At 47.5% G+C, this 23,914-nt stretch carries 14 protein-coding genes; 7 read left to right on the forward strand and 7 right to left on the reverse strand.

What is annotated here, in order from left to right:
• The first annotated feature begins 799 nt into the window (after positions 1-799).
• The gene (locus JMX92_RS01660; RefSeq protein WP_201543542.1) at positions 800-4,900 is read left to right on the forward strand and encodes an Rne/Rng family ribonuclease; all 4,101 of its coding nucleotides are present in this window, start codon (positions 800-802) and stop codon (positions 4,898-4,900) included.
• 136 nt (positions 4,901-5,036) lie between these two features.
• On the opposite strand, the gene JMX92_RS01665 is transcribed toward JMX92_RS01660, so the two are convergent.
• Positions 5,037-5,954, reverse strand: a complete 918-nt coding sequence (locus tag JMX92_RS01665; protein WP_011959760.1) for a DUF808 domain-containing protein — start codon at positions 5,952-5,954, stop codon at positions 5,037-5,039.
• Between the two features lie 389 nt (positions 5,955-6,343).
• Between JMX92_RS01665 and JMX92_RS01670 the strand changes: the two genes are divergently transcribed.
• The gene (locus tag JMX92_RS01670; protein WP_201543543.1) at positions 6,344-8,059 is read left to right on the forward strand and encodes a vWA domain-containing protein; all 1,716 of its coding nucleotides are present in this window, start codon (positions 6,344-6,346) and stop codon (positions 8,057-8,059) included.
• Between the two features lie 108 nt (positions 8,060-8,167).
• Complete coding sequence (locus JMX92_RS01675; protein WP_201543545.1) at positions 8,168-8,827, forward strand: hypothetical protein; 660 nt, start codon at positions 8,168-8,170, stop codon at positions 8,825-8,827.
• A 170-nt stretch (positions 8,828-8,997) separates the two neighbouring features.
• On the opposite strand, the gene JMX92_RS01680 is transcribed toward JMX92_RS01675, so the two are convergent.
• The 3 genes from JMX92_RS01680 to ligA all read right to left on the reverse strand — a co-directional run bounded on the left by JMX92_RS01680 (position 8,998) and on the right by ligA (position 13,041).
• On the reverse strand, positions 8,998-9,336 hold the full coding sequence (locus tag JMX92_RS01680; protein ID WP_201543547.1) for a RidA family protein: 339 nt from the start codon (positions 9,334-9,336) through the stop codon (positions 8,998-9,000).
• Between the two features lie 170 nt (positions 9,337-9,506).
• Complete coding sequence (locus JMX92_RS01685; RefSeq protein ID WP_155586592.1) at positions 9,507-10,772, reverse strand: NAD(P)/FAD-dependent oxidoreductase; 1,266 nt, start codon at positions 10,770-10,772, stop codon at positions 9,507-9,509.
• 208 nt (positions 10,773-10,980) lie between these two features.
• Positions 10,981-13,041: an NAD-dependent DNA ligase LigA gene (gene ligA, locus JMX92_RS01690; RefSeq protein WP_201543549.1), complete on the reverse strand. Its 2,061-nt coding sequence runs from the start codon at positions 13,039-13,041 to the stop codon at positions 10,981-10,983.
• Positions 13,042-13,368: 327 nt separating this feature from the next.
• On the opposite strand from ligA, the gene JMX92_RS01695 reads away from it, so the two are divergent.
• The 4 genes from JMX92_RS01695 to JMX92_RS01710 all read left to right on the forward strand — a co-directional run bounded on the left by JMX92_RS01695 (position 13,369) and on the right by JMX92_RS01710 (position 17,715).
• Positions 13,369-14,613, forward strand: a complete 1,245-nt coding sequence (locus tag JMX92_RS01695; protein ID WP_201543658.1) for an acyl-CoA dehydrogenase family protein — start codon at positions 13,369-13,371, stop codon at positions 14,611-14,613.
• Positions 14,614-14,763: 150 nt separating this feature from the next.
• Positions 14,764-15,975, forward strand: coding sequence for a phosphotransferase family protein (locus tag JMX92_RS01700; RefSeq protein WP_227675230.1), 1,212 nt, complete (start codon positions 14,764-14,766; stop codon positions 15,973-15,975).
• A gap of 60 nt (positions 15,976-16,035) precedes the next feature.
• Entirely contained in the window at positions 16,036-16,770 is a 735-nt protein-coding gene (locus JMX92_RS01705) for a histidine phosphatase family protein (protein WP_201543551.1), read from the forward strand.
• Between the two features lie 66 nt (positions 16,771-16,836).
• Positions 16,837-17,715 (forward strand): SDR family oxidoreductase, encoded by an 879-nt coding sequence (locus JMX92_RS01710; RefSeq protein ID WP_011959751.1) that lies wholly within the window; start codon positions 16,837-16,839, stop codon positions 17,713-17,715.
• A gap of 153 nt (positions 17,716-17,868) precedes the next feature.
• Here JMX92_RS01710 and JMX92_RS01715 read toward each other — a convergent pair whose 3' ends face one another.
• The 3 genes from JMX92_RS01715 to JMX92_RS01725 all read right to left on the reverse strand — a co-directional run bounded on the left by JMX92_RS01715 (position 17,869) and on the right by JMX92_RS01725 (position 23,869).
• Positions 17,869-18,894, reverse strand: a complete 1,026-nt coding sequence (locus JMX92_RS01715; RefSeq protein WP_155586596.1) for a cell division protein ZipA C-terminal FtsZ-binding domain-containing protein — start codon at positions 18,892-18,894, stop codon at positions 17,869-17,871.
• Positions 18,895-19,077: 183 nt separating this feature from the next.
• Complete coding sequence (locus JMX92_RS01720) at positions 19,078-22,938, reverse strand: AAA family ATPase (RefSeq protein ID WP_201543552.1); 3,861 nt, start codon at positions 22,936-22,938, stop codon at positions 19,078-19,080.
• Positions 22,939-23,056: 118 nt separating this feature from the next.
• Positions 23,057-23,869, reverse strand: coding sequence for a sulfite exporter TauE/SafE family protein (locus JMX92_RS01725; protein WP_201543553.1), 813 nt, complete (start codon positions 23,867-23,869; stop codon positions 23,057-23,059).
• Between the last annotated feature and the right edge of the window lie 45 nt (positions 23,870-23,914).

Here is a 23,914-nt window from a genome sequence, read left to right on the forward strand (position 1 = left end):
GTTATGTGGTAATAAGCATGGATATAAAAGACCAAACTGTGCTAATTTGGCGGTCAAATAACCGTAAGCAAACGCTCAATAAATCTTGCGATTGTCGATAATTAAAAGCCGTTATTTGCCAAGTACGCCCCGTCAAAATTAGCTCTAAATTGATAACGAGATAAGACTTTAGACTCAAAACCCTTTAACTGATTAAGTTTTTATAATTAAGACCGACCCGATTAACAGGTCCCTAACCCTTGACTGCCATACAGTCCAGCGGTCATACCTAAATAATATAAAGAGAACTTACACCCCTCTTTATCAGTTACTACCCAGTAAAACGGATAGGTTTAATTAGCCACTTGCAACACCAGCAGGAATGCAATAAAGCCAGCTTGCTTATAACAAAGCAGCTGGAAACCGGCAGCACCCCCTGACGTTATTCGTCAGATAAGTGATATTAACCTTTACGGCCAGCCAAGTTTTATACAACTTAGCGTATCACCCAAAGCTGCACCCTTAATGACAGCAGAGTGCTTAGATTTTTTCTTCGCTTTTTTTCTGCTTGATTTTCTTGCTAAGCAATTGACAGCCACTTAATCACTTAAAAAACACTTGCTTTAAAGTTTAATTTTCAGCCACTCATTATTGGTCTTTTTGCCCAAAATAAGTCGCTTTATTGTTAGCATAATTAGCGCAGTATAATTATCAGCAACAAGCACTTCACAGGCGATATCATTTTTGCCGCCTTCATGCCAAAGCTTATCTTCTAGATACTATCAGCCATTGTGTGTCATGACCTAACTAGGACACAGCAATGAAACGCATACTGATTAACGCCACCCACAACGAAGAAGTTCGTGTCGCCTTATGTAAAGGCAACCATTTATACGACTTCGATCTTGAAAACCGCACCCGCGAACAGAAAAAAGCCAACATCTATAAAGGCCATGTCACCCGCGTAGAGCCGTCATTAGAAGCCGTATTTGTCGAATATGGCTCAAAGCGTCAAGGCTTCTTGCCAGTGCGCGAAATTGCCAGCGAATATCTGTCAGGCAACCCTCGTGAAGAAAACATCCGCAAGCTTATCAAAGAAGGCGATGAGCTTATCGTGCAAGTCGAAAAAGAAGAGCGTGGTAACAAAGGCGCCGCCCTATCTACTTATGTGTCTTTGGCCGGCCGCTATTTGGTATTAATGCCAAACAACCCGAAAGGCGGCGGTATCTCACGTCAAATCTCAGGCAAGCTGCGTGAAGACATGAAGCGTATGCTGGGTAATTTAGATTTGCCAAAAGGGATGAGCGTTATCGTACGTACTGCTGGTATCGGCAAAACTCAAGAAGATTTGCAACACGATTTAAATCACCTGCTTAATATCTGGAACGCCATTCAAGATCAAAACAAAAAATACGCCTCTCCTCGTCTTGTACATCAAGAAGCGGGGGTGGTGACTCGTGCGGTACGCGATTATCTACGTGATGATATCACTGAGATCTGGATTGATAATGAAGAGGCATTCATTGAGGCTGAGACCTTTATAAAAGCGGTTATGCCGACTCAAATTGATAAGCTGCGCAAGTACACTGACTTTGAGCCTATGTTCTCAAGCTTCAACGTTGAGCGCCAAATTGAAACCGCTTATCAGCGTGAAGTACGTTTGCCCTCTGGTGGCTCAATTGTTATTGACCAAACCGAAGCCTTGGTCTCTATCGATATCAACTCAGCCAAATCGACCAAAGGTGCGGACGTCGCTGAGACAGCCTATCACACCAACTTAGAGGCAGCCGATGAGATTGCCCGTCAGCTGCGTCTGCGTGATATGGGCGGCCTAATTGTTATCGACTTCATTGATATGAACGACAGCAAACATCAAAAAGAAGTGGAAAAACGTCTGGTTGAAGCCACCAAATACGACCGTGCTCGTGTTCAGTTTGGGGAGATTTCACGCTTTGGTCTGATGGAAATGAGCCGTCAGCGCCTACGTCCTTCTTTAGAAGAGTCCACCGGCTATATCTGCCCTCGCTGTCATGGCAACGGTATGATTCGTGATTTACGTTCGTTATCACTGTCTATCATGCGTCAAATTGAACAAACAGCCTTAAAAGAGCGTCATGGTGAGGTGCAAGCTGAAGTACCTACGGATATAGCAGCATTTTTATTAAATGAAAAGCGTGAAAGCTTGGTGTATCTTGAGCAAGACAGCGGCACCCGCATTACTATCTTGCCACATGCCCACCTTGAGTCGCCAAACTTCAATATCCACTTTAACCACCATGGCTTCGCACCCGCAAGCTATGAGCGTGTGACCGATACTCAGCAGCAAGAAACCAGTGGCCTAGGCTATGAAGTGGACTGGCAAACTGCAGAATCTGAGCGTCCAGAGCAGCAGCCTGTGCGTCAGCCGCGCAAAACAGCACCTCAAGCCAGCGCCGATACCAGCAAGCCTGCCGAGGCCGCTAAAGCCGCTGCTCCTGTGGCCAATACCGCTGCCAAACCACAGCAGCCTGCCGAGGCCCAAGTAGAACAGGCCAAACCTGCTGCCGTGGCTTGGCTATCAAACCTATTTGCCCCAACACCGCAAGCCCAGATGTCAGCCACAGTAAGCAGTGCTGATGCCGCTCAAGCGATTGAAGCCATCGTTAATACCGGTGCGCAAAGCCGAGGTGCTTTTGGTCAAGTAAGCGCCGCGCCAGCCGCTGCCCCTGTGGCTTCCGCTACTGTAGCGGCCAAACCTGCCTCTGCCACTAGCGAGCAAGCCAATAGCGCAGATGACAATGAAACCGATAATGACAAAGACCGTCGCCGCAGCCGCAACAACCGCAGCCGTAATAAATATGACAAGCGTAGCAAGCCTGACAACCGTCGCCGCAGCCAAGACAAAGAAGACAAGAAGTCGGCTGATACAGCAGACAAGTCAGACAACCGTCAGGTAGCTGAGCAAGAGCCTAACAAAGAGCTGCCTAAGCGTGAGCCTAATAGCAAACGTGAATCACGTGGTGCTATAGAGCGCGGTGACACCAAACAGCCTAACAAGGCCAGCTCAGACAACCGCTCTGATCGTAATCAAAAAACAGACGAAAAGTCACGCAGCGCCGATAAAAATGGCAGCCGCTCAAACTCTGAGCATCCGGTCGACCCTAATGAGGTGAACCTAAGAGTGACTGAAGCACAGAACACTTTGAAAAAATCCGAAGTGGTGCATATCTGTTTAGATGATGCTAAATCAAGCCAAAAATCTGCACAGGCTCAAAGTAAGCCTGAAGCGCAGCAAGCGAGCCCTAACAATCGCGCCGTAACTCGCCAGCAAAGCACTCAAGCCGAGCCTCAAGCTGACAACTCAAAGGTAGCTAAGTCTGGAGCTTCGCGTGATCATAAGCCAAGCGATGACGCATCTGCAGCTCAGCCTAACACGGCAGCTGTCACAGAGGTGGCCGAACCAGCTTCTGATATGAAAGATGGTGCTGCTCAAGGCGATCAAAAGCAAAAAGCCGATACCAAGACTGAGTCAGTCGTGGCACCCTCAGTAAGCAAAGATGCTGAGCCCAAAGCGGACCAGCCATCTAAGGTGCAAGCCAGCACAGCCCAGTCTGAACCAGCTGAAGCGGTGATTGATACTGAAGCGACTCCAGCAAAAGCTGCCGCTAGTAACGCTGCTCACGCTGCAAGATCCCCAGAGGAGGCAACTGCACAGCCTGTTGTCGCCTCAGAAGATCAGGCCCCTGAGACGGCAAGCTTAAGCTTTGATGCCAAAGAGCTGTTTGCCAACCGCTACGTGGCGGCGCAAAAATATGGTCAAGCCAGCAATGACCCGCGTGTGATCAAAGCCTCTCTTGAAGCTCAAGCTCAGTCTTTTGCAGCGCCTGAAACCGATGAGCCAGAGCTCTTAGCACCAGTGGTTACGATTACAGGCTCTGTGGGTCAATTTATCCACACTCACCTAGCCCAGCCACGTATGCGCTTGGCTAAAGATGGGGTAATTGCATGCTTCTTAGCGGCATTAAATGCGCACAAGCAGACGTCAGGCAGTACAACCAAGCCTGCTGCGAAGCGTAAAGCCGCTGCTAATAACAGCAAGCAGCACGCCAAGGCCTTTAGCTTCGTAAATTATGGCTATCAGTCCCTATCACCCAGTTATCTAGAGCGCTTTGCCCAGATGACCTCAGCGGTAGCGACCCATACCATCGAGCAAGGTAAGACTGAAGTTGAGCCAAGCCCAATTGGTGCGCGCGCCTCAAACGACCCACGTGGCCAGCATCCGGACTATACTGCCCCCGATGCTGCCTCTGACGCAGTGACACAGACTTTAGATAATGGCTTAACTGCGGGCGATGTTAGCGATACTGTGGAGGCGACACCGGCTCAAGCGGAGGCAGCGCCACAAGAAGTTAAGGATTTAGCTCAGCTACTTACGCTAAATGTCGGCCACTTTATCCGTGAAATGCTCGGTCAAGAGGGCGTGGACAGCATTGCAGCGGGACACACTGAAGCAGCTTTCTTAAAAGCCTTGCGTCAGCCGCTGCCAGTAGCCCAATCGGCCCAAAGCGCTAATGATACGCTCTTAGAGGATACCGACTCAAGCGCTGAGGCAACAGTGCAGCAAGTAGCGGATGAGGCTCATGTTACTGAAACCATAGAGCAGCCGGCCACAGCGTTAGTGAATGAGCCACAAGCCGATGCCATCAATGATGACAGCACCGAGATGCTACAAGCAGCGCACCATGCTGCTAATACGTCCAATAAAACCAGTATTGAGACTTATAAGAGCATGATTGAAAACATCTCAGAGCAGCTACTGCCGCAAACAGGACTGTTAAATCTAACCTCGCCAAAAGTGCCCAAAGCACGCTCGCGCAAGGTAAAAGAGGATGCCAAAAAGACCACAGCCACCCCTAAAGGCTCCACCGATAGTGACAGCTAACCGCTTACCCCTATCGATTGGCTGACCTTAAGGGTCATCTTTGATCATCCTAATAACAAAAAGGCCACTTAATAAATTAAGTGGTCTTTTTGTTGAGTATTGTTTTTGGTTTAGAGCTGGCGTCTTGATGATAATCTTAGTGGGCGTCACCGCGCATTTTTGAGATGGCAGTTAATATAAATAACAGCACCACCCCAATGACAAAACCTATGGCACCATTTAATAGATTGGTAGATAACCCCTCAAATACACCAGATAAGTGTGCAATGTCCTCTACCGCATGGTGTAGATAACCGATACCATGCACGATGATGCCACCACCGACTAAGAACATGGCAATAGTGCCTACGATGGTCAAAAACTTCATAAGCTTGGGAGCCGCTGACAATAAGAATTCACCGATTTTTTGGGTTATCTTACTTGCACCTGGTCTTTGCATCATGTGCAGCCCCAAGTCATCAATCTTAACAATACCTGCCACTAGGCCATAAATACCAATGGTAACCCCAATGGCTAGAACAGACAGCACAATCGCTTTGTCTAATAAATTGGCGGCGCTTAACGTCCCTAAGCCAATCACCACAATTTCAGCCGATAAGATAAAATCAGTTCGAATGGCACCTTTTACTTTCTGCTTCTCGAGCGCAACCAAGTCCACAGTGTCATCTGCATTGGCATGGATGCGCGCCTGCTGCTCTTCATCATGGGGCAACAGCTTTGGCCAAAATTTATGAATAACCTTTTCGGCACCCTCGTAACATAAGAACAAGCCACCCACCATAAGTAAAGGCGTGATAAGCCACGGCACAAAGTAGCTGATGAGAAGCGCAGCAGGTACCAAGATAAACTTATTTATCATGGAGCCTTTTGCTACTGCCCAGACCACAGGGAGCTCACGGCTAGGCTTGACTCCGCTTACCTGCTCAGCATTTAGCGCAAGATCATCCCCCAGCACGCCCACGGTCTTTTTGGCCGCCACTTTGGTCATTACCGAGACATCATCCATAATCACGCTAATATCATCGAGCAGCATTAGTAAGCTACCACCTGCCATAAAATCTCCTTAGTTATTACCTATGTTATGATGTATTTAAATCCTTATTGCCTATACTTACTCAGCCATAAAGCTCATAAAAGACCCTAACGCGCCTTACAAGCTTTTATCATAAATAACCAAGACACAGATTTAAATACAATATAAAAATTCGTATTGGGTTTATTTCAACATATATTTACTGTTAATGCTTAGTTTATCTCGTAATCTAATGAAAACCATATTACGATTGTAAGCAGTGCAGGTTAATTTAAGCACTAAGCCGACAATTATTAACATTTTATTTATATCATAGGCTCCAATTATTTATATCATGAGCCACGAACACGATGAAGAAGGCGCTAAACCCTAATGGCTTTAATGTATTTCGCCTCTAACAAGGACAGTTTATGAACATCTCAACAACTCATATACCCTGCACCGCCAACCCTAATGCTACATCCAAAGTTTGGCCACTCCTAAGTGTACTGTCTTTGTCAGTCATCACAGCCTGTGCTCCACAATCAAAAATCACGCCTGCGTCCGATAAAGCCAGCACCACAACTTTGGAGACAGCAGAGCAAAGCATTCAAGCGGATGCTGCTGCCCCAGTGGTGGTCATGGCCACCCCAGCCATGGCTGAGTCCCGCCAATTGAGCAAAATGACAGCGAATGCAAGCATCATGCCGCCCCCCTCACAAGGTTATATGGCACCAAAGCAACAAGAAAATTATGCTGAAATTGAGCCTAATGCAGTCAATGCCACCTTAGAGCAAGCCTTTGCAACGTTAAGTATCGATACCGACACCGGCAGCTATGCCAATGTACGCCGCTTTTTGAATCAAGGCCAACTGCCCCCTAAAGATGCGGTGCGGGTAGAGGAGCTGATTAATTACTTTAACTACGATTTTACAGCAGCCAAAAAACAGGCCAATGCGCCATTTTTAGTCAGTACAGAAGTGGTCAATTCTCCTTGGCACCCAACCAATCAAATTGTCAAAGTAGGCATTAAAGCCGAAGACCTATTAACCGCTAAACAAAAACAGCCGCCGGCCAACTTGGTATTTTTGGTCGATGTATCAGGCTCAATGGACACTGAAGATAAGCTGCAACTGGCGAAATCCAGCTTAAAAATGCTCACCAAACAGCTACGTGCCCAAGACAGCATCACCTTAATCACCTATGCCGGTAACACAAAGGTTGTGCTGCCCTCTACCCCAGGCAATCAGACCCAAAAAATCCTAAATGCCATTGATAACCTAACCGCCAGCGGCTCAACCAATGGTGAGGCGGCTATTAAGCTTGCTTATCAACAAGCTACTGAGCACTTTAAAAAAGACGGCATTAACCGCATTTTGATGCTCACTGATGGCGACTTTAATGTGGGGGTATCGAGTGTCAAAGACATGTTGCAAATTATCCGCAGTAATCGGGATAAGGGCATCTCATTATCGACCTTAGGCTTTGGTCAAGGCAATTATAACGATCACATGATGGAGCAAGTGGCGGATAACGGCAATGGCAACTACAGCTATATCGACAGCTTGTCTGAGGCCAAAAAAGTACTTATCGATGAGATGTCTGCTACCTTTAACACCGTGGCCAAAGACGTTAAAATTCAACTTGAATTTAATCCTGCTGCTGTCTCTGAATGGCGCTTGATTGGCTATGAAAACCGAGTATTAGCCAAAGAGGATTTTAATAATGACAATGTCGATGCAGGTGAATTGGGCGCAGGAAAATCTGTGGTGGCGCTATTTGAGGTGACTCCTGTGGGGCAAAAAGGTTTACTAGAACCAAGCCGTTACCAAAACAGCACAGCAGTCAGTGGCAATAACCGTGAACTTGGGTTTTTAAAAATTCGCTACAAGGCGCCTCAAGCTGAAAAGTCGCAGCTCTTGTCCTTCCCTATTGCCAATAGAGTAACTGCCGCGTCAGCAGATACCAATTTTGCCTTAGCAGTGGCAGGCTATGGTCAGCTGCTCACTGGCAGTAAATATGTGAATGATTTAAGCTATAGTCAACTACAAAGACTGGCCAAAAGCGGCGCTCAAAGCCCGATCGACAGCAGTGGCAGCCGTAGTGAATTTATTAAACTGGTCAGTTCGGCTGAGGCGCTAAACTAATTCCCCATAACACACACCGGCAGGTGCCAGCCTTTGTCTGTGGTTATTGGATCCACCTTATAACCTACAGATAGCTGCATCGCCTGCCCTCTTATTGAGATGTAATTTATGACCCGCTCTTTTAATACCTTACTGCCTTACAGCAGCGCTATATCCCGCTTCAAGCCTGCCCTGCTCTCTATGCTTATCGGTTGCAGCATGGTGGTTGCCGGCTGTAATCAAGCACCCAAGACTAAAGCCGATGCCTCTAAAGATAACACTGAATCAAAGACTGAATTAAAAACAGACACCAATACTGATAATAATGAGCAAACCGCGCAGCAGCCACAAAATGACCCTGATGCTCAGCCTATGATGTCCACTCAAGACAAGCCTCTAGAGATTAACTGGCGTGCGCTAGATTCCGGTGAGCAAGCGGTCGACCCCAAAAGCTTTAAGTATCCCTTTGCTTTAGACAGTGATGCGGTTCAGGCTCAAGCCAAATTTTCTGGCATATCACCTGAACAGGCGCAGCATAGCCTAACTGTGGGCATGGCCAGCAATGAGCCATTAGAAAAACTGCTGGATCAGTTGGCTGACAGCTACGTTTCACACAGCTACTCAGAAAAAGATGCCAAGCTGATTGTGTATACCACCCCCAATGTTACCCCCAGCAAATACGACTATGTGATTAAGCATGAGTTCGCTCGCGGGCTGATTTTGCCTATTGAGATTATGCCAAGCCCAGAGGGCAAGGCAGACGCTGCCAGTAACACAGCAGCGCATTAAATCTTGGGCATTAAGTCTTGGGCTGTGCTCAGAGCTTATACGGTATAAAAGGGGCTTCTTATCAAGGTCACTGTGAGCAAACCCCCTCTAAGTCATCGCCCATAATCGCCCATAAAAAAAGACAGCCAATTGGCTGTCTTTTTTATGGCTATTTGATACCTTCAGTACCTTTAAACGGCAGCAGTGACAATCATCTCGACCAATAGCTCAGGACGGGCTAAAGCCGCTTGGCCACAAGCACGAGCTGGTGGCAACACATCGCTAAACCACTCCTCCCATACCGCATTCATCGCCGCAAAGTCAGCCATGTCTTTTAGCCAAACTGTGGTAGATAAGATTTTTGATTTGTCGCTACCCACTTCTTCTAGTAGTGCTTTAATCTTCTCTAAACAGGTTAAGGTTTGTGCAGAGATATCATCCTCAGCGTTACCTACTTGTCCACATAAGTAGATGGTCTCGTTATGAATAACAATTTTGCTCATGCGCTGGTTGCTGTGTAATTTTTGCATAAATAAAGGGTCACTTAGGGTTAATTAATCTATAAAACTTGAACAACATCACTAAAAGAGGGCAATAAGCTGACAAAGAGAGGCGCCCTCTGCCAGCTTATTCATCATGCCTATCAGCTAAAGATCACACCTTAACTAAAATAGATAACATAATACCAGTAAAGTGATGATTAGTTACCAAAACGCTGTGCGCTAAAAGGTGTGGCATCCACGTACAATGGCTTATCGTTGATCATCTCTTGTACCAAGCGGCCGGTAGCTGGGCCAAGTGTAAAGCCTTGATGCGCGTGACCAAAGGCAAACCATAGATTAGGATGACGCGCCGCAGGACCAATGACTGGCTTCATATCTGACATACAAGGACGTGAGCCGCACCAAGCTTCTGACTCTACTGCTTCTTCTAATGGCAGGACGTTTTTGGCAATTTTTAATACCGCTTCAAGCTGACCGAAGTTCTTAGGTGCATTGAGCGTGGTCATCTCCGCACCCGTTGTGATGCGAATACCTTGATCCATAGGCCCCATTAAATAGCCTTTTTCGGCATCAAATAAGCTGTGACCAATACGGTTGGCTTCATCTACCTTAAAGTGCTGATGGTAGCCTCGCATTGGGAACAATGGGAAATCGTAGCCCAAAGGACGTGTCAACTCAGTCGACCAAGGGCCGGCTGCAATCACCACATGGTTACTGGTATACGTGGCCATCTCACCTGAGTTATTTTCAACGGTTACTTGCCAGATACCCTCGTCATTTTGCTCGATGGTCTTCACATTGGCTTGCTTAATCTCACCTTGCATGGCCTCAAAGCTTTTTGCATAAGTTTTTACCAAACGGCTTGGGTTTTTGACCTGCCAAGAGTTTTGCCAGTGGATACCACCAATGAACTCATCAAAGTTAACATTTGGCTCATATGCTTTTAGCTCTTCAGGGGTTAATAGCTTATATTGAACACCTTTGGATGCCGCTCTTTCAGCCAGCTTAATGGCGTAATCGAATTTTTCTTGGGTACGGTAAATTTCAAACCAGCCACCCTTACGCACTAAGTCATCCGCACCTGACGCTTGAATCATCACATCATGCTCACTGGTGCAATGCTCAATCAAAGTGGCCCATTCATCTTCAATCTTGGTCAGTTTGTTGGGCGTTGAGTTGGTCCAATACTGATATAAAGCGCTTTGATAATTAAACAAAGCTGACCAGCGATAACGAATATCCGTTCGAGTATTGGGCAGTACCTTTAAGATTTCACTCATTTGTCTTGGAAAAGCCTTAGGATACACAGCTTCTCGTTGAATAAGACCGGCATTGCCATAAGAGGTCTCTTCACCGGGCGCCTTTTTGTCCAAAACCAGCACTTTAGAATTATTCTTTTGTAGGTGCCAAGCAATTGAAGTGCCTACCATTCCTGAGCCAATCACAATAACATCGTATTGCATAAAACATCCTTTTCCTGGGCCAGTTAAATGAACTGTCAGGTTAACAAGTTGAGAATATTCAATAATAAAAAGCACGTCTGATAATCGTTTATAGAACAGACGTGCACCGCATTATGATACCGCTTTTATGCGCCTAAAGTGCTACTAATTTGATTGAGTTTTTAAATTGATTTCGGCATTTTGTTTTATTAAATGGATGAGTGTGGTGTCATGACGCCCCAATCATCTTTAAGAACTCATCCTCTAACACCACACGCACCCCCAGACTCTGCGCTTTGGTCAACTTAGAGCCTGCCTTTTCACCGGCTAATAATGCCGAGGTTTTGGCCGATACGCTGCCTGAGACCTTTGCACCCAAAGCTTGCAGATGCGCTTTGGCATCATCGCGTGACATACCGCTGGCGACCAAGGTACCTGTTATCACCCACGTTTGGCCATCAAGGGGCAGATTGTCTAAGGCCTGCTGCTCTACCTTATCCCAATACACGCCAGCTTGCTGCAATGCGTTAATGACTTCGATGTTATGCTCAGCACGGAAGAAATTATAAATAAGCTCAGCGGTGATATGGCCCACGTCAGGTACGGCCTCTAAGGCGTCAATGCTGGCGCCCATCAATTCAGGCAAATCACCAAAATATTGTGCCAGATTCTGTGCTGTGGTCTCTCCCACACCGCGAATGCCTAGCGCATAGATGAAGCGCGCCAGTGTGGTTTTTTTACTCTCTTCAATGGCGCGCAACATATTGCTAACGGACTTCTCGCCCAATTTTTCTAGAGTAACCAGCTCATCGGCATGCTCATTTAAGTGATAAATATCGGCCACAGTTTTGACGATGCCATGCTCAAAGAAACTGATTAACCAGCGCTCACCGAGCCCATCAATATCCATCGCTTTACGTGATACAAAGTGAATTAGTGCCTCTTGCTGCTGCGCAGGACAAAACAGCTCACCGGTGCAGCGTGCCAAGGCTTCACCCTCTGGCAATACCACAGGTGAGTCGCACACAGGACAGTGGGTTGGCAGCGTCACCGCCGAGGTACCCTCAGGGCGCAAATCATGCCATACCCGAGTCACTTTAGGTATCACATCGCCCGCTCGGTGGACGCTGACGGTATCACCCGCACGCACATCAAGGCGCTGGATTTCCCCGAAGTTGTGCAAGGTCACGTTACTGACCGTCACACCGCCCACTTGCACTGGCTCAAGCTTGCCCACTGGAGTCAGCTGACCGGTACGCCCCACTTGCCATTCAATACTATTGAGTGTGGTCATCACCGTTTCAGCAGGAAACTTATAGGCGGTGGCCCAGCGCGGCTCACGAGATAACGCGCCCAGTTGACTTTGTAGCGTTAAGTCATCGACCTTAATGACCATCCCATCAATTTCAAAGGCTAAATCTGCCCGTTTTTGTATCATCGACTCATAGTAGTCTTGAACTTGCTGGGCTGTTTTTACCCGCTCAAAGTCACTAACAGTAAAGCCTAACTGCTTAAGCCAGGTCAAAGCCGCCGATTGCAAAGTAATCGCTTCAGGCAAGCCTTGGTTCACCGAATACGCATAAAAAGCCAAAGGACGACTGGCAGCCACGGCTGGGTCTAATTGACGTAGACTACCTGCTGCTGCGTTACGGGGGTTGGCAAAGGTTTTATCACCATTTTCTTCTGCCAAACGGTTTAAGCGCTTAAAGCCTGCTTTTGGCATCAGTACCTCGCCCCGCACCTCAAGCACATCAATATCTTGCGCCGCTTCTATCACCAGTGGAATGTTATTGATGGTCTTCACGTTTTGGGTAATGTCCTCGCCCATTTGACCATCGCCGCGAGTCACGCCGCGCACAAATTGTCCGTTATGATATTTTAATGAAACAGCCAAGCCATCTAATTTCATCTCAATCTCATACTCAGGATTTCGATCAGCATCACTTAGACGGTCATTGACCCGGCGCATAAACTCTTGTAAGTCTTGATAATTAAAAATATTACCCAGTGACAGCATAGCAATGTCATGCTGCACTTGGGAGAATGACGGCAGAGGATTGTCGCCCACGCTAGCCGTTGGACTGTCGGGCTGAGTTAACTCAGGATAACGCTCCTCAAGCTCAATAAGACTTAAGCGCAATTGGTCATATTCATTGTCACTGATGGTCGGCTCATCCATCACATAATAAGCATTGTTGTGTTTACGCACCTGTGCGATCAAGGTACGCATTTTTGCAATGACCTCTTGAGCTTGTGCTGAGGCATGAGTGTCTGCTGTGTTTTGAGTCATAGAGCGGGCCTTATTTTAATTGCATTTTTGCGCTTAATGTTTCATTTGGTTCAAATATTTGAGTGGTCATATGATACCAATTTTGCACCTTTGCTGCCGAGCTAAAAGCCAATAAACACCGCTCAAAGCCAATAAATCCACCCTGCACTTTTCAGGGATATATCGAAAAACATAACGGCAGTCAATCAAACACCCACCGGTCAATAGTGACTCTAAAAAATAGCGCCATTAGTGATAAACTAACCAAGTGGTCAATTATAAAGTATTAAGACTCAAGGCTTTATTTTGTTATCCCCTCCCTATTTTTCACATAAAAAGGATTTTATGATGCCTGACATCAGTGCGCGTGGACAAGACTTTTATAACCGTGTCAAAGAGTTTATCCAAACCCAAATCGAACCTATTGAAGATGAGTTCTGGCAGCGTTGTCATAAGCTAAATCCTGGTGGCGACTGGCAAAGCTGGCAGTGGCCTGAGCAGTATCATACTCTGCGCAAACAGGCGAAAGCGGCCGGGCTTTGGAATATGTTTTTACCCGATGACATCTTAGGCGCTGGCCTGTCTGTGACCGAATACGCCCCCATCGCCGAATTGACCGGCCGTAGCCTCATTGCTCCCAATATCTTTAACTGCAACGCCCCTGATAGCGGAAACATGGAGCTGTTATGGTGCTATGGCAATGAGGCACAAAAGCGGCGCTTTTTAATGCCTCTTTTGGAAGGCGAAACCCGTTCTGTATTTTGTATGACTGAGCCTGCCGTAGCCTCAAGTGATGCCACCAATATGCAAGCTACTGCCATTATTGATGGCGATGATATTGTCCTAAATGGCCGCAAATGGTGGTCATCTGGCCTCGGTGATCCTGATGTAGATTTTGTTATTTTTATGGCTCACACCCCTGATGACAGCAAAGACCGCCATCATCAGCATTCTATGGTACTGGTGCCGCTAGACACTGCGGGGGTTAAGATTGAGCGCATGCTACAAGTGTTTGGTGATTATGATGCACCGCACGGCCATGGTGAGGTAGTATTCGATAATGTACGCGTGCCGGTAAGCAATATTATCGGCGGTCCAGGCATGGGCTTTGAGATTGCCCAAGGTCGCCTTGGCCCTGGCCGTATTCACCACTGTATGCGCTGTATTGGCGCCGCTGAGAAGTCACTGGAGCTGGCCATTCATCGTGGCATGAGCCGTACCAGTTTTGGCAAACCCATTTTGCAACTTGGCGGTAATATGGAGCGCATTGCTGAGGCTCGAGTCAGCATTGACCAAGCTCGCCTGCTTACCCTCTATGCCGCACAAAAGATGGACGAAAAAGGGGTAAAAGCGGCCTTAACTGAAATCTCAGCCATCAAAGTGGTGGCACCAACGGTGCTACAAGAAGTGGTCGATATGGCGATGCAAATCCACGGTGGTATGGGCGTCAGCCAAGACACCATGCTCCCAAGATTCTATGCTCAAGCACGCAGCTTACGCTTGGCCGATGGTCCCGATGAGGTGCACAAGACCATGATTGCCAAACTTGAATTAAAGAAATTGGGCTACGGCCGCCCTAAAGCTAAGCCTTAGCTCGGCTAAGCCTTATGGCATAAAAGAAATCGCCTTGTTCTTAATCACCTAATATACAGCCAAGCGGCGTCATCTACCGCTTGGGCTCAGTTTTACCGCTGCGTTATCCCAATTAATTTTTTATCTTTGCCATAGACAAAAGGACTTTTTATGAGCACCACAGATGCCACTCCCACCTCCTCAAACTCCCAGTCAACAGCCTCAACAGAAGCCAAGCCCACTGCCCAAAACTCAGTGATTGATCAGGCGGGCAAAGTACGCGCTTCTGAGACCTTAGATGGTAATGCGGTCAGCAATTGGCTACGCACCCAAGGTATTGAGGTGGCAGGTGAGCCGCAGATTACTCAGTTCTCAGGCGGTGCCTCTAACTGGACCTATCGACTGCAATACGCCAACATGGACTTAATTCTACGCCGTCCACCTGCCGGCACTAAGGCTAAGTCGGCACATGACATGGTGCGTGAGTACAAGGTGCAGCAAGCGTTGCAGGACGACTACCCTTACGTGCCAAAAATGATTGCTTTGTGTACCGATGACTCGGTGATTGGCTGCGATTTTTATGTCATGCAGCGCTTAATCGGTATTATTCCACGCGCCAACCTGCCCAAAGCCATCACCTTACAGCCGGCTCAAGTTCGCACGCTATGTACCAATGTCATCGATGCTTTAATCGAGCTACATCAAATTGACTACAAACAAAATCCTCAGTTAACGGCGCTGGGCAAAGGTGAAGGCTACTGCGAGCGTCAGGTGATCGGCTGGGACAAGCGGTATAAAAAAGCCAAGACCCCCAATGTGCCAAGCTTCTTTGTGGTGCGTCAATGGCTCAAACGCAATCTGCCAAAAGACAGCCGTATTTGTGTGATTCACAATGATTGGCGCTTTGACAATGTGGTGTTAAATCCTGACAACCCCACTGAAGTGATCGGGGTACTAGACTGGGAAATGGCTACCTTGGGCGATCCGCTCATGGACTTAGGCAGTGCGCTGGCCTACTGGGTACAAAAAGATGACAATAAAATCATGCGTCAGTCTCGCCGTCAGCCCACACATCTAGAGGGGATGATGACTCGAGAAGAGGTGGTGACATACTATCTGAACAAGACTGGCATGGCGGATAGCAACTGGGCTTTTTATGAGGTATTTGGTCTGTTCCGTCTGGCTGGTATCGCTCAGCAAATCTACTATCGTTACTATAATAAGCAGACTGATAACCCCGCTTTTAAAGATTTTTGGCTTATTATCCACGCCATTCATGCGCGCGCTTTAAAGCTTATCGCCAAGCACGAGGCCATTCGGGTAATAGACAGTGGCAAGCTGCCTGCGCCCATTCAATCTTTGGCCAAGCAGTGGTTAAAGTAGCCCTGCCTTATACTTTAAAGCTTGCTCTACATTTATTTTGATTTTGATATATGGGACTTTATGACTACCTTGCTATTTGCCAGACACGGCCAAGCCTCCTTTGGTCAACGAAATTACGATCAGCTCTCTGAGCTTGGCGCCAAACAAGCGGCGTGCTTAGGACGCCAGTATGCCAAAGCCCAGCGCAAAATTGATGCGATTGTAACGGGGTCCTTATCGCGTCAACAAGACTCAGCAACCCATTTCTTAAGCGCTTATCAAGCCGGTTATCCGGATGCTGCACAGCTTCAACCGACCCTGATCGAAGGCTTTAACGAGTTTAATCATACCGATGTGTTTGTTAAGTACAACCCTGAGTTTAGCACTGAAGTCGGTCTACTGACGGCCATTGCCAGTGCCCCTGTGCCCAAAGTGCGCTTGGCGGAGCTGTTTAATGAGGCCATGCTACGTTGGCATAGTGGCGACCATGATGAGGAGTATTTAGAAAGTTGGCCACAGTTTAATCAGCGGGTGCAGCAGGCTTTGCAGCACGTGGTTGAGCTTACCCAGCACAAGCAAGCAAACACTGCTTTGATTTTTACCTCAGGTGGGGTGATTGCTGCCATTACCGCCCATTTACTCGGTCAAAGCAGTGCCACCGCTTACAGCATTAATCGCAGCCTGATTAACACAGGCGTTACCTCGGTGGTGGTTAAGTCTACTCCATCTGATACACCGCCAAAGCTTAGGTTATTGTCACTCAACGAGCACAGTCATTTGTATCAACAGGGGCAAGATTTGCTGACGTGGCACTAAGCCCTATTTCTTAGCCGCACAAGATAATGATTCGACACACATTGTTAATAAATCACAAGGATAGCTATGAAACACACTTTATTTAGCAGTCTACAACAAGGGATTATGGGCACCTTGCAGCACAAGGCACAACAAACCAAATCCTTATTACAAAACCAAGATTTGGCTGAGTTAACCAAGCAGCAAGTCGGTAAAGATAAGACAATTTTAATCACCGGTGCCAGCTCAGGTATTGGCGCAGGTATGGCCAAAAACTTTGCCAAACTGGGCTATAACTTAGCGCTTTGTGCCCGCCGCACAGATCGTCTTGAGGCCTTAAAGGCAGAGATACTAACCAACAGCCCTAGCGTCCGTGTTGAGATTAAGTCACTGGATGTGAGCGACTATGAGGCAGTATTTAGCGTATTTGAGGCCTTTCAAGCACAGTTTGGACAAATTGATAAAGTCATCGTCAATGCCGGTGTCGGTGAAGGCCGCCGAGTAGGTACCGGCCGCTTTCATATTAACCGGCGCACCGCAGAGATTGACTTTATTTCAGCACTGGCTCAGTGTGAAGCGGCGATGCAGATTTTCCGAGCACAAAACCTCGGTCACTTAGTCGCCATATCTAGTATGTCCGCCATGCGTGGTATGCCCAAGCACTTAACGGTTTATGCCGCCAGTAAAGCAGGACTGGCTCACTTAGCAGAAGGTATCCGCGCTGAAATGATTGCCGATAAGCTACCTATCAAAGTGACCACAATCTATCCTGGCTATATTCGCACCGAAATCAATGAAGGGGCACCTAAGCTGCCCTTTGAAGTTGATGAGCAAACCGGCAGTACAGCCTTAGTCGCCGCGATCGAATCAGGTGTTGAAGAAGCTTGCGTACCTGCCCTGCCTTGGATGTTGGTGGGTAAAGCCATGAAGCATTTGCCCCTACATTTAGTCAATAAGCTGGGCTAATAACTTGGTTATTGCGTCACTAAGTACCCTGCACTTTCTCAAACTTAACATCCGCAATATAAAAAACCGTGCTCTTGTGAGAACACGGTTTTTTATTTAACCGTTTTTTATTTAACGGCCATCTTAATTTTCTGTCTTTAAAATAGTGATCAATTAACCCTGTTGATACGCAGCTTGATACTCTTGGACCTGAGCACGTAGCTGCTGTCTACGCTCACGGGTTAAGATGTCATTATTCTCATCAAGCACCAAGGTATTTAAATCATTAGAGATTAAATTGACCACACTCATCATGGTGTCGAAGCCTTGAGTCGCTTTAGGATGGGGCAGCGATAAAAACAACACCAAACCATTAAAACGAGAAGTGGGCAACAAGTTTAAATCAAAGGGCGCAATACCGTCCTGAGTCACCCCCATCATACTAAACCATAAAATACCCGAGCCATCTTTATTCTCATAACGATGGAACATATTCATGGCACCATATTTTAGGCCGTATTGCGATACGATGGACAAGATGGTCTTACCATCAATAGTGTCATAGCTGTTTTTGGGCACTAAAGTGATGTTGATATTTTCTTGTGCGTGATTAAGCGGGCTGTTTTGATCTTGGTCTGCTTCTGCCAACAGATGCTGATCAAGCATGGGGCTGTTGTCCAAGAACTCAGACTCTTGAGCGGTCTCAATAACCGGCATCAGCTTTTCGGTCGCTGAGGCCAAGCTTGAAAACAAGTCATCTTCGCCATCATCGTCTAGCGCGGCTAGATGCGGATTGGTCAATGGGCTGTCAGTGGTATTGGCAAATTGATGGGAGGCGGCAGGCGTATGCGGCATCATATCAGCTGACTGAGTGGTGCGTGCTGTGGGTACAAACTCAGTCTCAGCTGGCTTATCTAAATGATTAGGCTGCGGCTCAGCGGCAGGGGCATTATCGGCAATAACCGGCTGCAAATGCTCGCGATCTGGCACAATAACCGTCTCACCTGCTTCTAGAGCTTCCGGCTCTTCTACCAGCTTGCGCTCATGACGCGGAATAATAGGAATGCCATTTTTATCACGCATAATTGACTGAGCGTGGGCTTTATTTTTGCGAGCAGAAATACCGCGAATAATCATATACAGACCTACCACCATAATAACAACAGCGATGATAATTAAAATATAGTCTACGGTGGTCATGATGTACGTGTCCTAAAATTGAGGTAGAAAAAACGCTATTAGTCTAGCACGCTTAACCCTGCCCGTCATCAACCGCTGCGAGCAATGGGTAACTTTTTATTTGGCTTATGTTTTATTTAATTTTACCCTGAAGCATCTGGTAGTTGCTACTTAGCCAATGTAACTTTCAATGTCTATAAATCGTTAAGCCGAAGGCTCTAAATACTGCTCGGCCTCTTCTAGGCTGACACTCACCAGCGTTGAGATACCCGCTTGCGGCATGGTCACCCCTTTAAGCTCGTCGGCGATTTGCATTGCCAATTTATTGTGGCTGATAAAAATAAACTGCACCTCATCAGCTAAATCAGCAATCAAATTGGTAAAGCGCACCACGTTAGCATCATCAAGCGGTGCGTCCACCTCATCGAGCACACAAAATGGTGCAGGATGCTGCTTAAAGATAGCAAAAATAAGGCTCAGCGCTGTTAATGTCTTCTCCCCACCAGACAATACTGCCAAACGGCTGTTCTTTTTACCTTTGGGCTGCGCCATCAATTCAAGACCTGCTCGCCACTGCTCCCCTACGCCCAATTCATCGTCCTTGATTAAGGTTAAACTGGCCTGACCACCACCAAACACCTTGGTAAACAGCTGAGTGAGTGACTCATTAACCGAGTCTAAGGTTTGTAAGAACAAGGTTTTGGTTTTGCCATCGATAGAGGCAATGGCTTCACTTAAAGTATCCATACTGGCTGTTATGTCATTAATCTGCTGCTCCAGCGGAAGCAGACGCTCATCTACAGCAGCCAGCTCGGCTGCGGCCGCTAAGTTTACCGGGCCCATGTTATTAAGCTTAGCCGTTAGCTGACTTTCTGCCGCGTGCAGTTTTTCTAGCTTGGCAGCTGACACACTGCGCCCATGGGTAATATAATCGGTCAGTAAAGCCAAGGGGCTAATTTGTGTGTTTAACCCCTTTAATCGCTCACTGGCTTCTTTGATACGCTCATCAGCAATGGCCACTTGAGTGATGCTGTGCGATAACTTATCTTGTAGCTGCTGAATGTGCGATTCTAAGTCATCACGGCGGGCTTGATGCGCCTCAACGTCACTCTGTAAGCTGCCAATTACCGCTTGGCGCTCATCTAAGGCCACTTGCAGCTCATGGTGCTGCTGGCTGACTGCTTGTTGCTGGGTTTGTAATTGTGGCAGCTTGTGTTGCAGCTTATCTTGCTCTTGGATAAGCTTTTGCTGACTGCGCTCTAACTGCTGCTTGTCCTCAATAAACTGCTGTAACTGCGCCGCACTGTGCTTGGCAGCAATCTGTGCTTGGCTGTATTGCAACTGTAATTGACGTAAGCTGTCATTGTTGTCACGCTCTTGCTGACTGATTTGCTGGCGCTCTAGCTCTAGCTGTTGCTGCTGCTGTTTTGCTGCCTTTAATTCTGGCATCAAGGCTTGTAAGTGCTTGTTATCTGATTCAATTTTTTGGCTTAATGCCAACTGAGCGCTTTGGATTTCTTGCTGTTCAGCATCCAGCTCATCTCGCTGTGCTTGTAAGCGCTGCTGCTCGCTGTCTTGCCGCTCTTGTTTGGCTACCAAGGTAATTCTTTGCTGCTGTAGTTCATGGCGCTTATGCGCTGAGGCAGATAATTGTGCCAACAGCTCTTCAATAATCACAGACAGTTGCTCTTGCTTATGAGCCTGTGCTTTTATGGTGTTAGTAAGCTGCTCAATCTGGGTTTCTGTCTCATTTAAATGCGCCTCAAGTACAGCCAGACGCTGTTGTTGCTGCAAGCGAATGCTTAAAAATGACGGATGTTGTCCACTTTTATCAAGCTTACTGATATGCACTGCGCCGACTCGAGTGATTAGCCATCCTGCTTGCGTTAATATTATTATAGGTGCAGGCATGCTGTGCAGCAGCACTGCGATTTTATCTAAGTCCAGTGCTAGGTCTGTCGCGCCCTCATCTGTCTTATGCTCTTTCACATACAAATAAGTATGCTGCCACAGTCTAAGCTTGGGCGCAGCAATCAGCTCAGTTAAAGGCTTTAAATAGGGCTGTAAATCAGGTGGCAAGTCTTGCTGTTGATGCTCTGATGCAGTACTGCCCTCAAATAACACACTCTGAGGGGGCATTGCAGCGCTTTTATCTGCTTTACTTTGAGGCTTATTACTAAGCTTATCAAAGCTGTCATCAGACAGCAGACACTGAATAAATCCTGCATGGCCGTTATCGTTGCCAAAGCCGGTGGCCGGCAGTATCCCCGCATCCAGCCAAAACGCCAACCATTTATCCAAGCTTTGGGCATAAGGCTCGCCAGCGGCGGTCAGCTTAATCTGCTCGTGTAATGCTGAGAGCTGCCCAAGCGTGTGTCCTAAAGAGCGGTTAGCCGTACTGTTATCTGCAGCCGTACTGTTATCTGCAGCCATAATGGATTGAGCGCCATCTGTCGGCTGCGCTGAGGGTAACTTGGCCGGCTTTTTGGGGTGAACAATGGCATGCAACGTGTCATATTCTGCCATCAGACTGGCATGCTGCTTTTCTAACTGGGCAAGCTGTGATTGCTGCTGGTGTTGTGTCTGCTTTAATTGATTAAAAATTGGCTGCTTAGTCTCTAACTGCTCTTCAATAACCTCTTGCTGCTTAGCTAAGCCTTTAAGCTGGTTATCGATACCAGCAATCTGCTCATTTAATGGCTGCGAAACTGGGGCTGATGTCACCTCTGCGTCAGTAGCGCTAAGGGTATCACCGCTTGGGCGCACTCCCCATTTTATTGCCTCTTGCTGCCATAGCCTATCTTTGTTGTGCCATTTGGACAAATCCAGCGTGAGCCGAGATTCAGACTGTTTGGCAAGCGCAAGACGCTGCTCAACCTCTCGTTTGTCCGCCTCAATCTTAGCCACTTTGGTATTGCTTGCCTCCCAAGCCGACTGCAGCGGCGCATATTTTTTCTGCGTTTGCTGCTGCTGTACTTGCAGGGCTTCAAGCTCAGGGGCTAACTGGGTCAAGGTCTCATTTTGTGCTTGATTGTCTTGCTCGGTGGCCAACATACTGGCCTGTATTTTTTGCTGCCGATCGGCATTGGCACGTAACTTCCCTTCCAGCTGACTGAGGCTAGAGTGCAGCTCTTTGAGTTGATGCTCAACCTGCTGGCGCTGTAAATCTTGTTGGTGCAGGCTATCACGCGCCTCATCTTTTAGCCACTGCTCCTCAGCCAGACGTGCACTGACTTTGGCCAGCTTTTGTTTCAGCATACTGTCCTGAGCTTGCTGCGCCTCAAGGCTCTTAGTCAGCTGCTCTTGCTCAGCCTTGTGCTGCATTTGTGCCGCTTTGGCCTGATACAATTGCTGCGTGCCCAGCTGCTCTTTGACTTCACTTAGCTGCTGCTGCAACTGCTGATAGTGGGTGGCGCTCTCAGCTTGTTTGGCCAGCTTTTTCTTCTGACGGCTCAGCTCAGCTTCAATGTCTTGTAAGCGCTCTAAATTCTCTCGGGTTCTAAGCAGCTTTTTTTGAGTCTCTTCACGGCGGGCCTGATAGCGTGACACCCCCGCGGCCTCTTCAATAAACTCACGCAACTGTAGCGGGCTTGAGTCGACAATACGTCCTATCATCCCTTGCTGAATCACCGAGTAGCTGCGTGGTCCCAAGCCTGTGCCTAAGAATACATCGACCACATCACGGCGGCGGCATCGGGTACCATTGATAAAATAATCCGACTTACCCTCCCCATTAATCTGGCGGCGCACTGACAGCTCATGATATAAATTGAGCTCATGGCGAATACCGGTCTGCTCATCTTGGGTATGCTCAAAGGTTAGCTCAACACTGGCCAGACTTTTGGCAGCTTTATTCTGAGTACCGGCAAAAATAACATCACTCATTGCCCCACCACGCAGCTGCTTGGCAGAGGACTCGCCCAAAACCCAGCGGATGGCATCAATCACATTAGATTTACCACAGCCATTAGGCCCCACAATGGCAGTAATGCCATGGCGAAAGCTAAAAGTGGTTGGATTGGCAAAAGATTTAAAGCCGGACAATTTAAGAGATTTTAAACGCATGAAGGCCGCATAATAAGTTAAAAGATAAGAAGGAGAAAACGTAGCTGTCTATCAGCCAAATGAGCGCGGCTATTTTACCGCAAACGCGGTGATTTTTCAGGTTTTGCGCTGTGCTTATCTAAATAACACCCATGCCTGTTAGGCCTGACCACAACAACTGGCTGCCTGCGATTACCAAGAGTGCACCAAAGCCCTTTTTTAAAGTAGCAGCCGGTAATTGGTGCGCCCATTTTGCGCCCAGTTTAGCGGTGATAAAGCTGGCGATCGAGATACAAATAAATCCGGTGACATGTACAAAGCCAATGGCCCCAGAAGGCAAGCCTACCATGTCCTGACCAAACCAAGCAAAGCCTGCCGCACCCGCCAGGGCAATCGGTAATCCGCAAGCGGCTGATGTGCCTACCGCTTGACGCATCGGTAAGCCTGCCCATGTCAAAAAAGGCACAGTTAAACTGCCACCGCCGATACCGAATATTGCGGATGCCATACCAATCCCAGAGCCGGCGCCAATTTGAACCGGTGCTGAAGGTAGAGGGCGACCTAAATTTTCTTTATTGGACAAAAACAGCATCTTAAAGGCCACCAGCAGCGCTGCCACACCAATCAGTGCTTGTAGCATTAAGCCATTCATTTGATCAGCCACTGCTGCACCAAGTAAGCTGCCGACAACCAAACCAATGGCCATATTTTTCCATACTTCCCAGCGCACACCGCCACGCTTGTGGTGTGCGGTCAAAGAGCTGATGGAGGTAACCATAATGGTTGCCAGAGAGGTGCCCACTGCCAAATGCGCAATGATATCGGGTGAATAGCCATAAGCGGTGAACATCCACACCAGTGCTGGCACAATAATCATACCACCGCCCACACCGAATAGACCGGCACACACGCCTGCAAAGGTTCCTGCCAATAAAAACCACAGTATCATCATACTTGTTTCTTCCTGCCTTGTGCGCTTTGCCGATACCTATTCAAT

It is taken from the genome of Psychrobacter sp. H7-1 (assembly GCF_904846585.1).
GTDB lineage: Bacteria > Pseudomonadota > Gammaproteobacteria > Pseudomonadales > Moraxellaceae > Psychrobacter > Psychrobacter raelei.

Bases quoted from the DNA above. Each gene is read 5' to 3' on its own strand.
- JMX92_RS01685 (WP_155586592.1), bottom strand. From the start codon at position 10,772: ATGCAATACGATGTTATTGTGATTGGCTCAGGAATGGTAGGCACTTCA.
- JMX92_RS01660 (WP_201543542.1), top strand. From the start codon at position 800: ATGAAACGCATACTGATTAACGCCACCCACAACGAAGAAGTTCGTGTC.
- JMX92_RS01705 (WP_201543551.1), top strand. From the start codon at position 16,036: ATGACTACCTTGCTATTTGCCAGACACGGCCAAGCCTCCTTTGGTCAA.
- JMX92_RS01680 (WP_201543547.1), bottom strand. From the start codon at position 9,336: ATGCAAAAATTACACAGCAACCAGCGCATGAGCAAAATTGTTATTCAT.
- JMX92_RS01700 (WP_227675230.1), top strand. From the start codon at position 14,764: ATGAGCACCACAGATGCCACTCCCACCTCCTCAAACTCCCAGTCAACA.
- JMX92_RS01665 (WP_011959760.1), bottom strand. From the start codon at position 5,954: ATGGCAGGTGGTAGCTTACTAATGCTGCTCGATGATATTAGCGTGATT.
- JMX92_RS01725 (WP_201543553.1), bottom strand. From the start codon at position 23,869: ATGATGATACTGTGGTTTTTATTGGCAGGAACCTTTGCAGGCGTGTGT.
- JMX92_RS01670 (WP_201543543.1), top strand. From the start codon at position 6,344: ATGAACATCTCAACAACTCATATACCCTGCACCGCCAACCCTAATGCT.
- ligA (WP_201543549.1), bottom strand. From the start codon at position 13,041: ATGACTCAAAACACAGCAGACACTCATGCCTCAGCACAAGCTCAAGAG.
- JMX92_RS01695 (WP_201543658.1), top strand. From the start codon at position 13,369: ATGCCTGACATCAGTGCGCGTGGACAAGACTTTTATAACCGTGTCAAA.
- JMX92_RS01720 (WP_201543552.1), bottom strand. From the start codon at position 22,938: ATGCGTTTAAAATCTCTTAAATTGTCCGGCTTTAAATCTTTTGCCAAT.
- JMX92_RS01715 (WP_155586596.1), bottom strand. From the start codon at position 18,894: ATGACCACCGTAGACTATATTTTAATTATCATCGCTGTTGTTATTATG.
- JMX92_RS01710 (WP_011959751.1), top strand. From the start codon at position 16,837: ATGAAACACACTTTATTTAGCAGTCTACAACAAGGGATTATGGGCACC.
- JMX92_RS01675 (WP_201543545.1), top strand. From the start codon at position 8,168: ATGACCCGCTCTTTTAATACCTTACTGCCTTACAGCAGCGCTATATCC.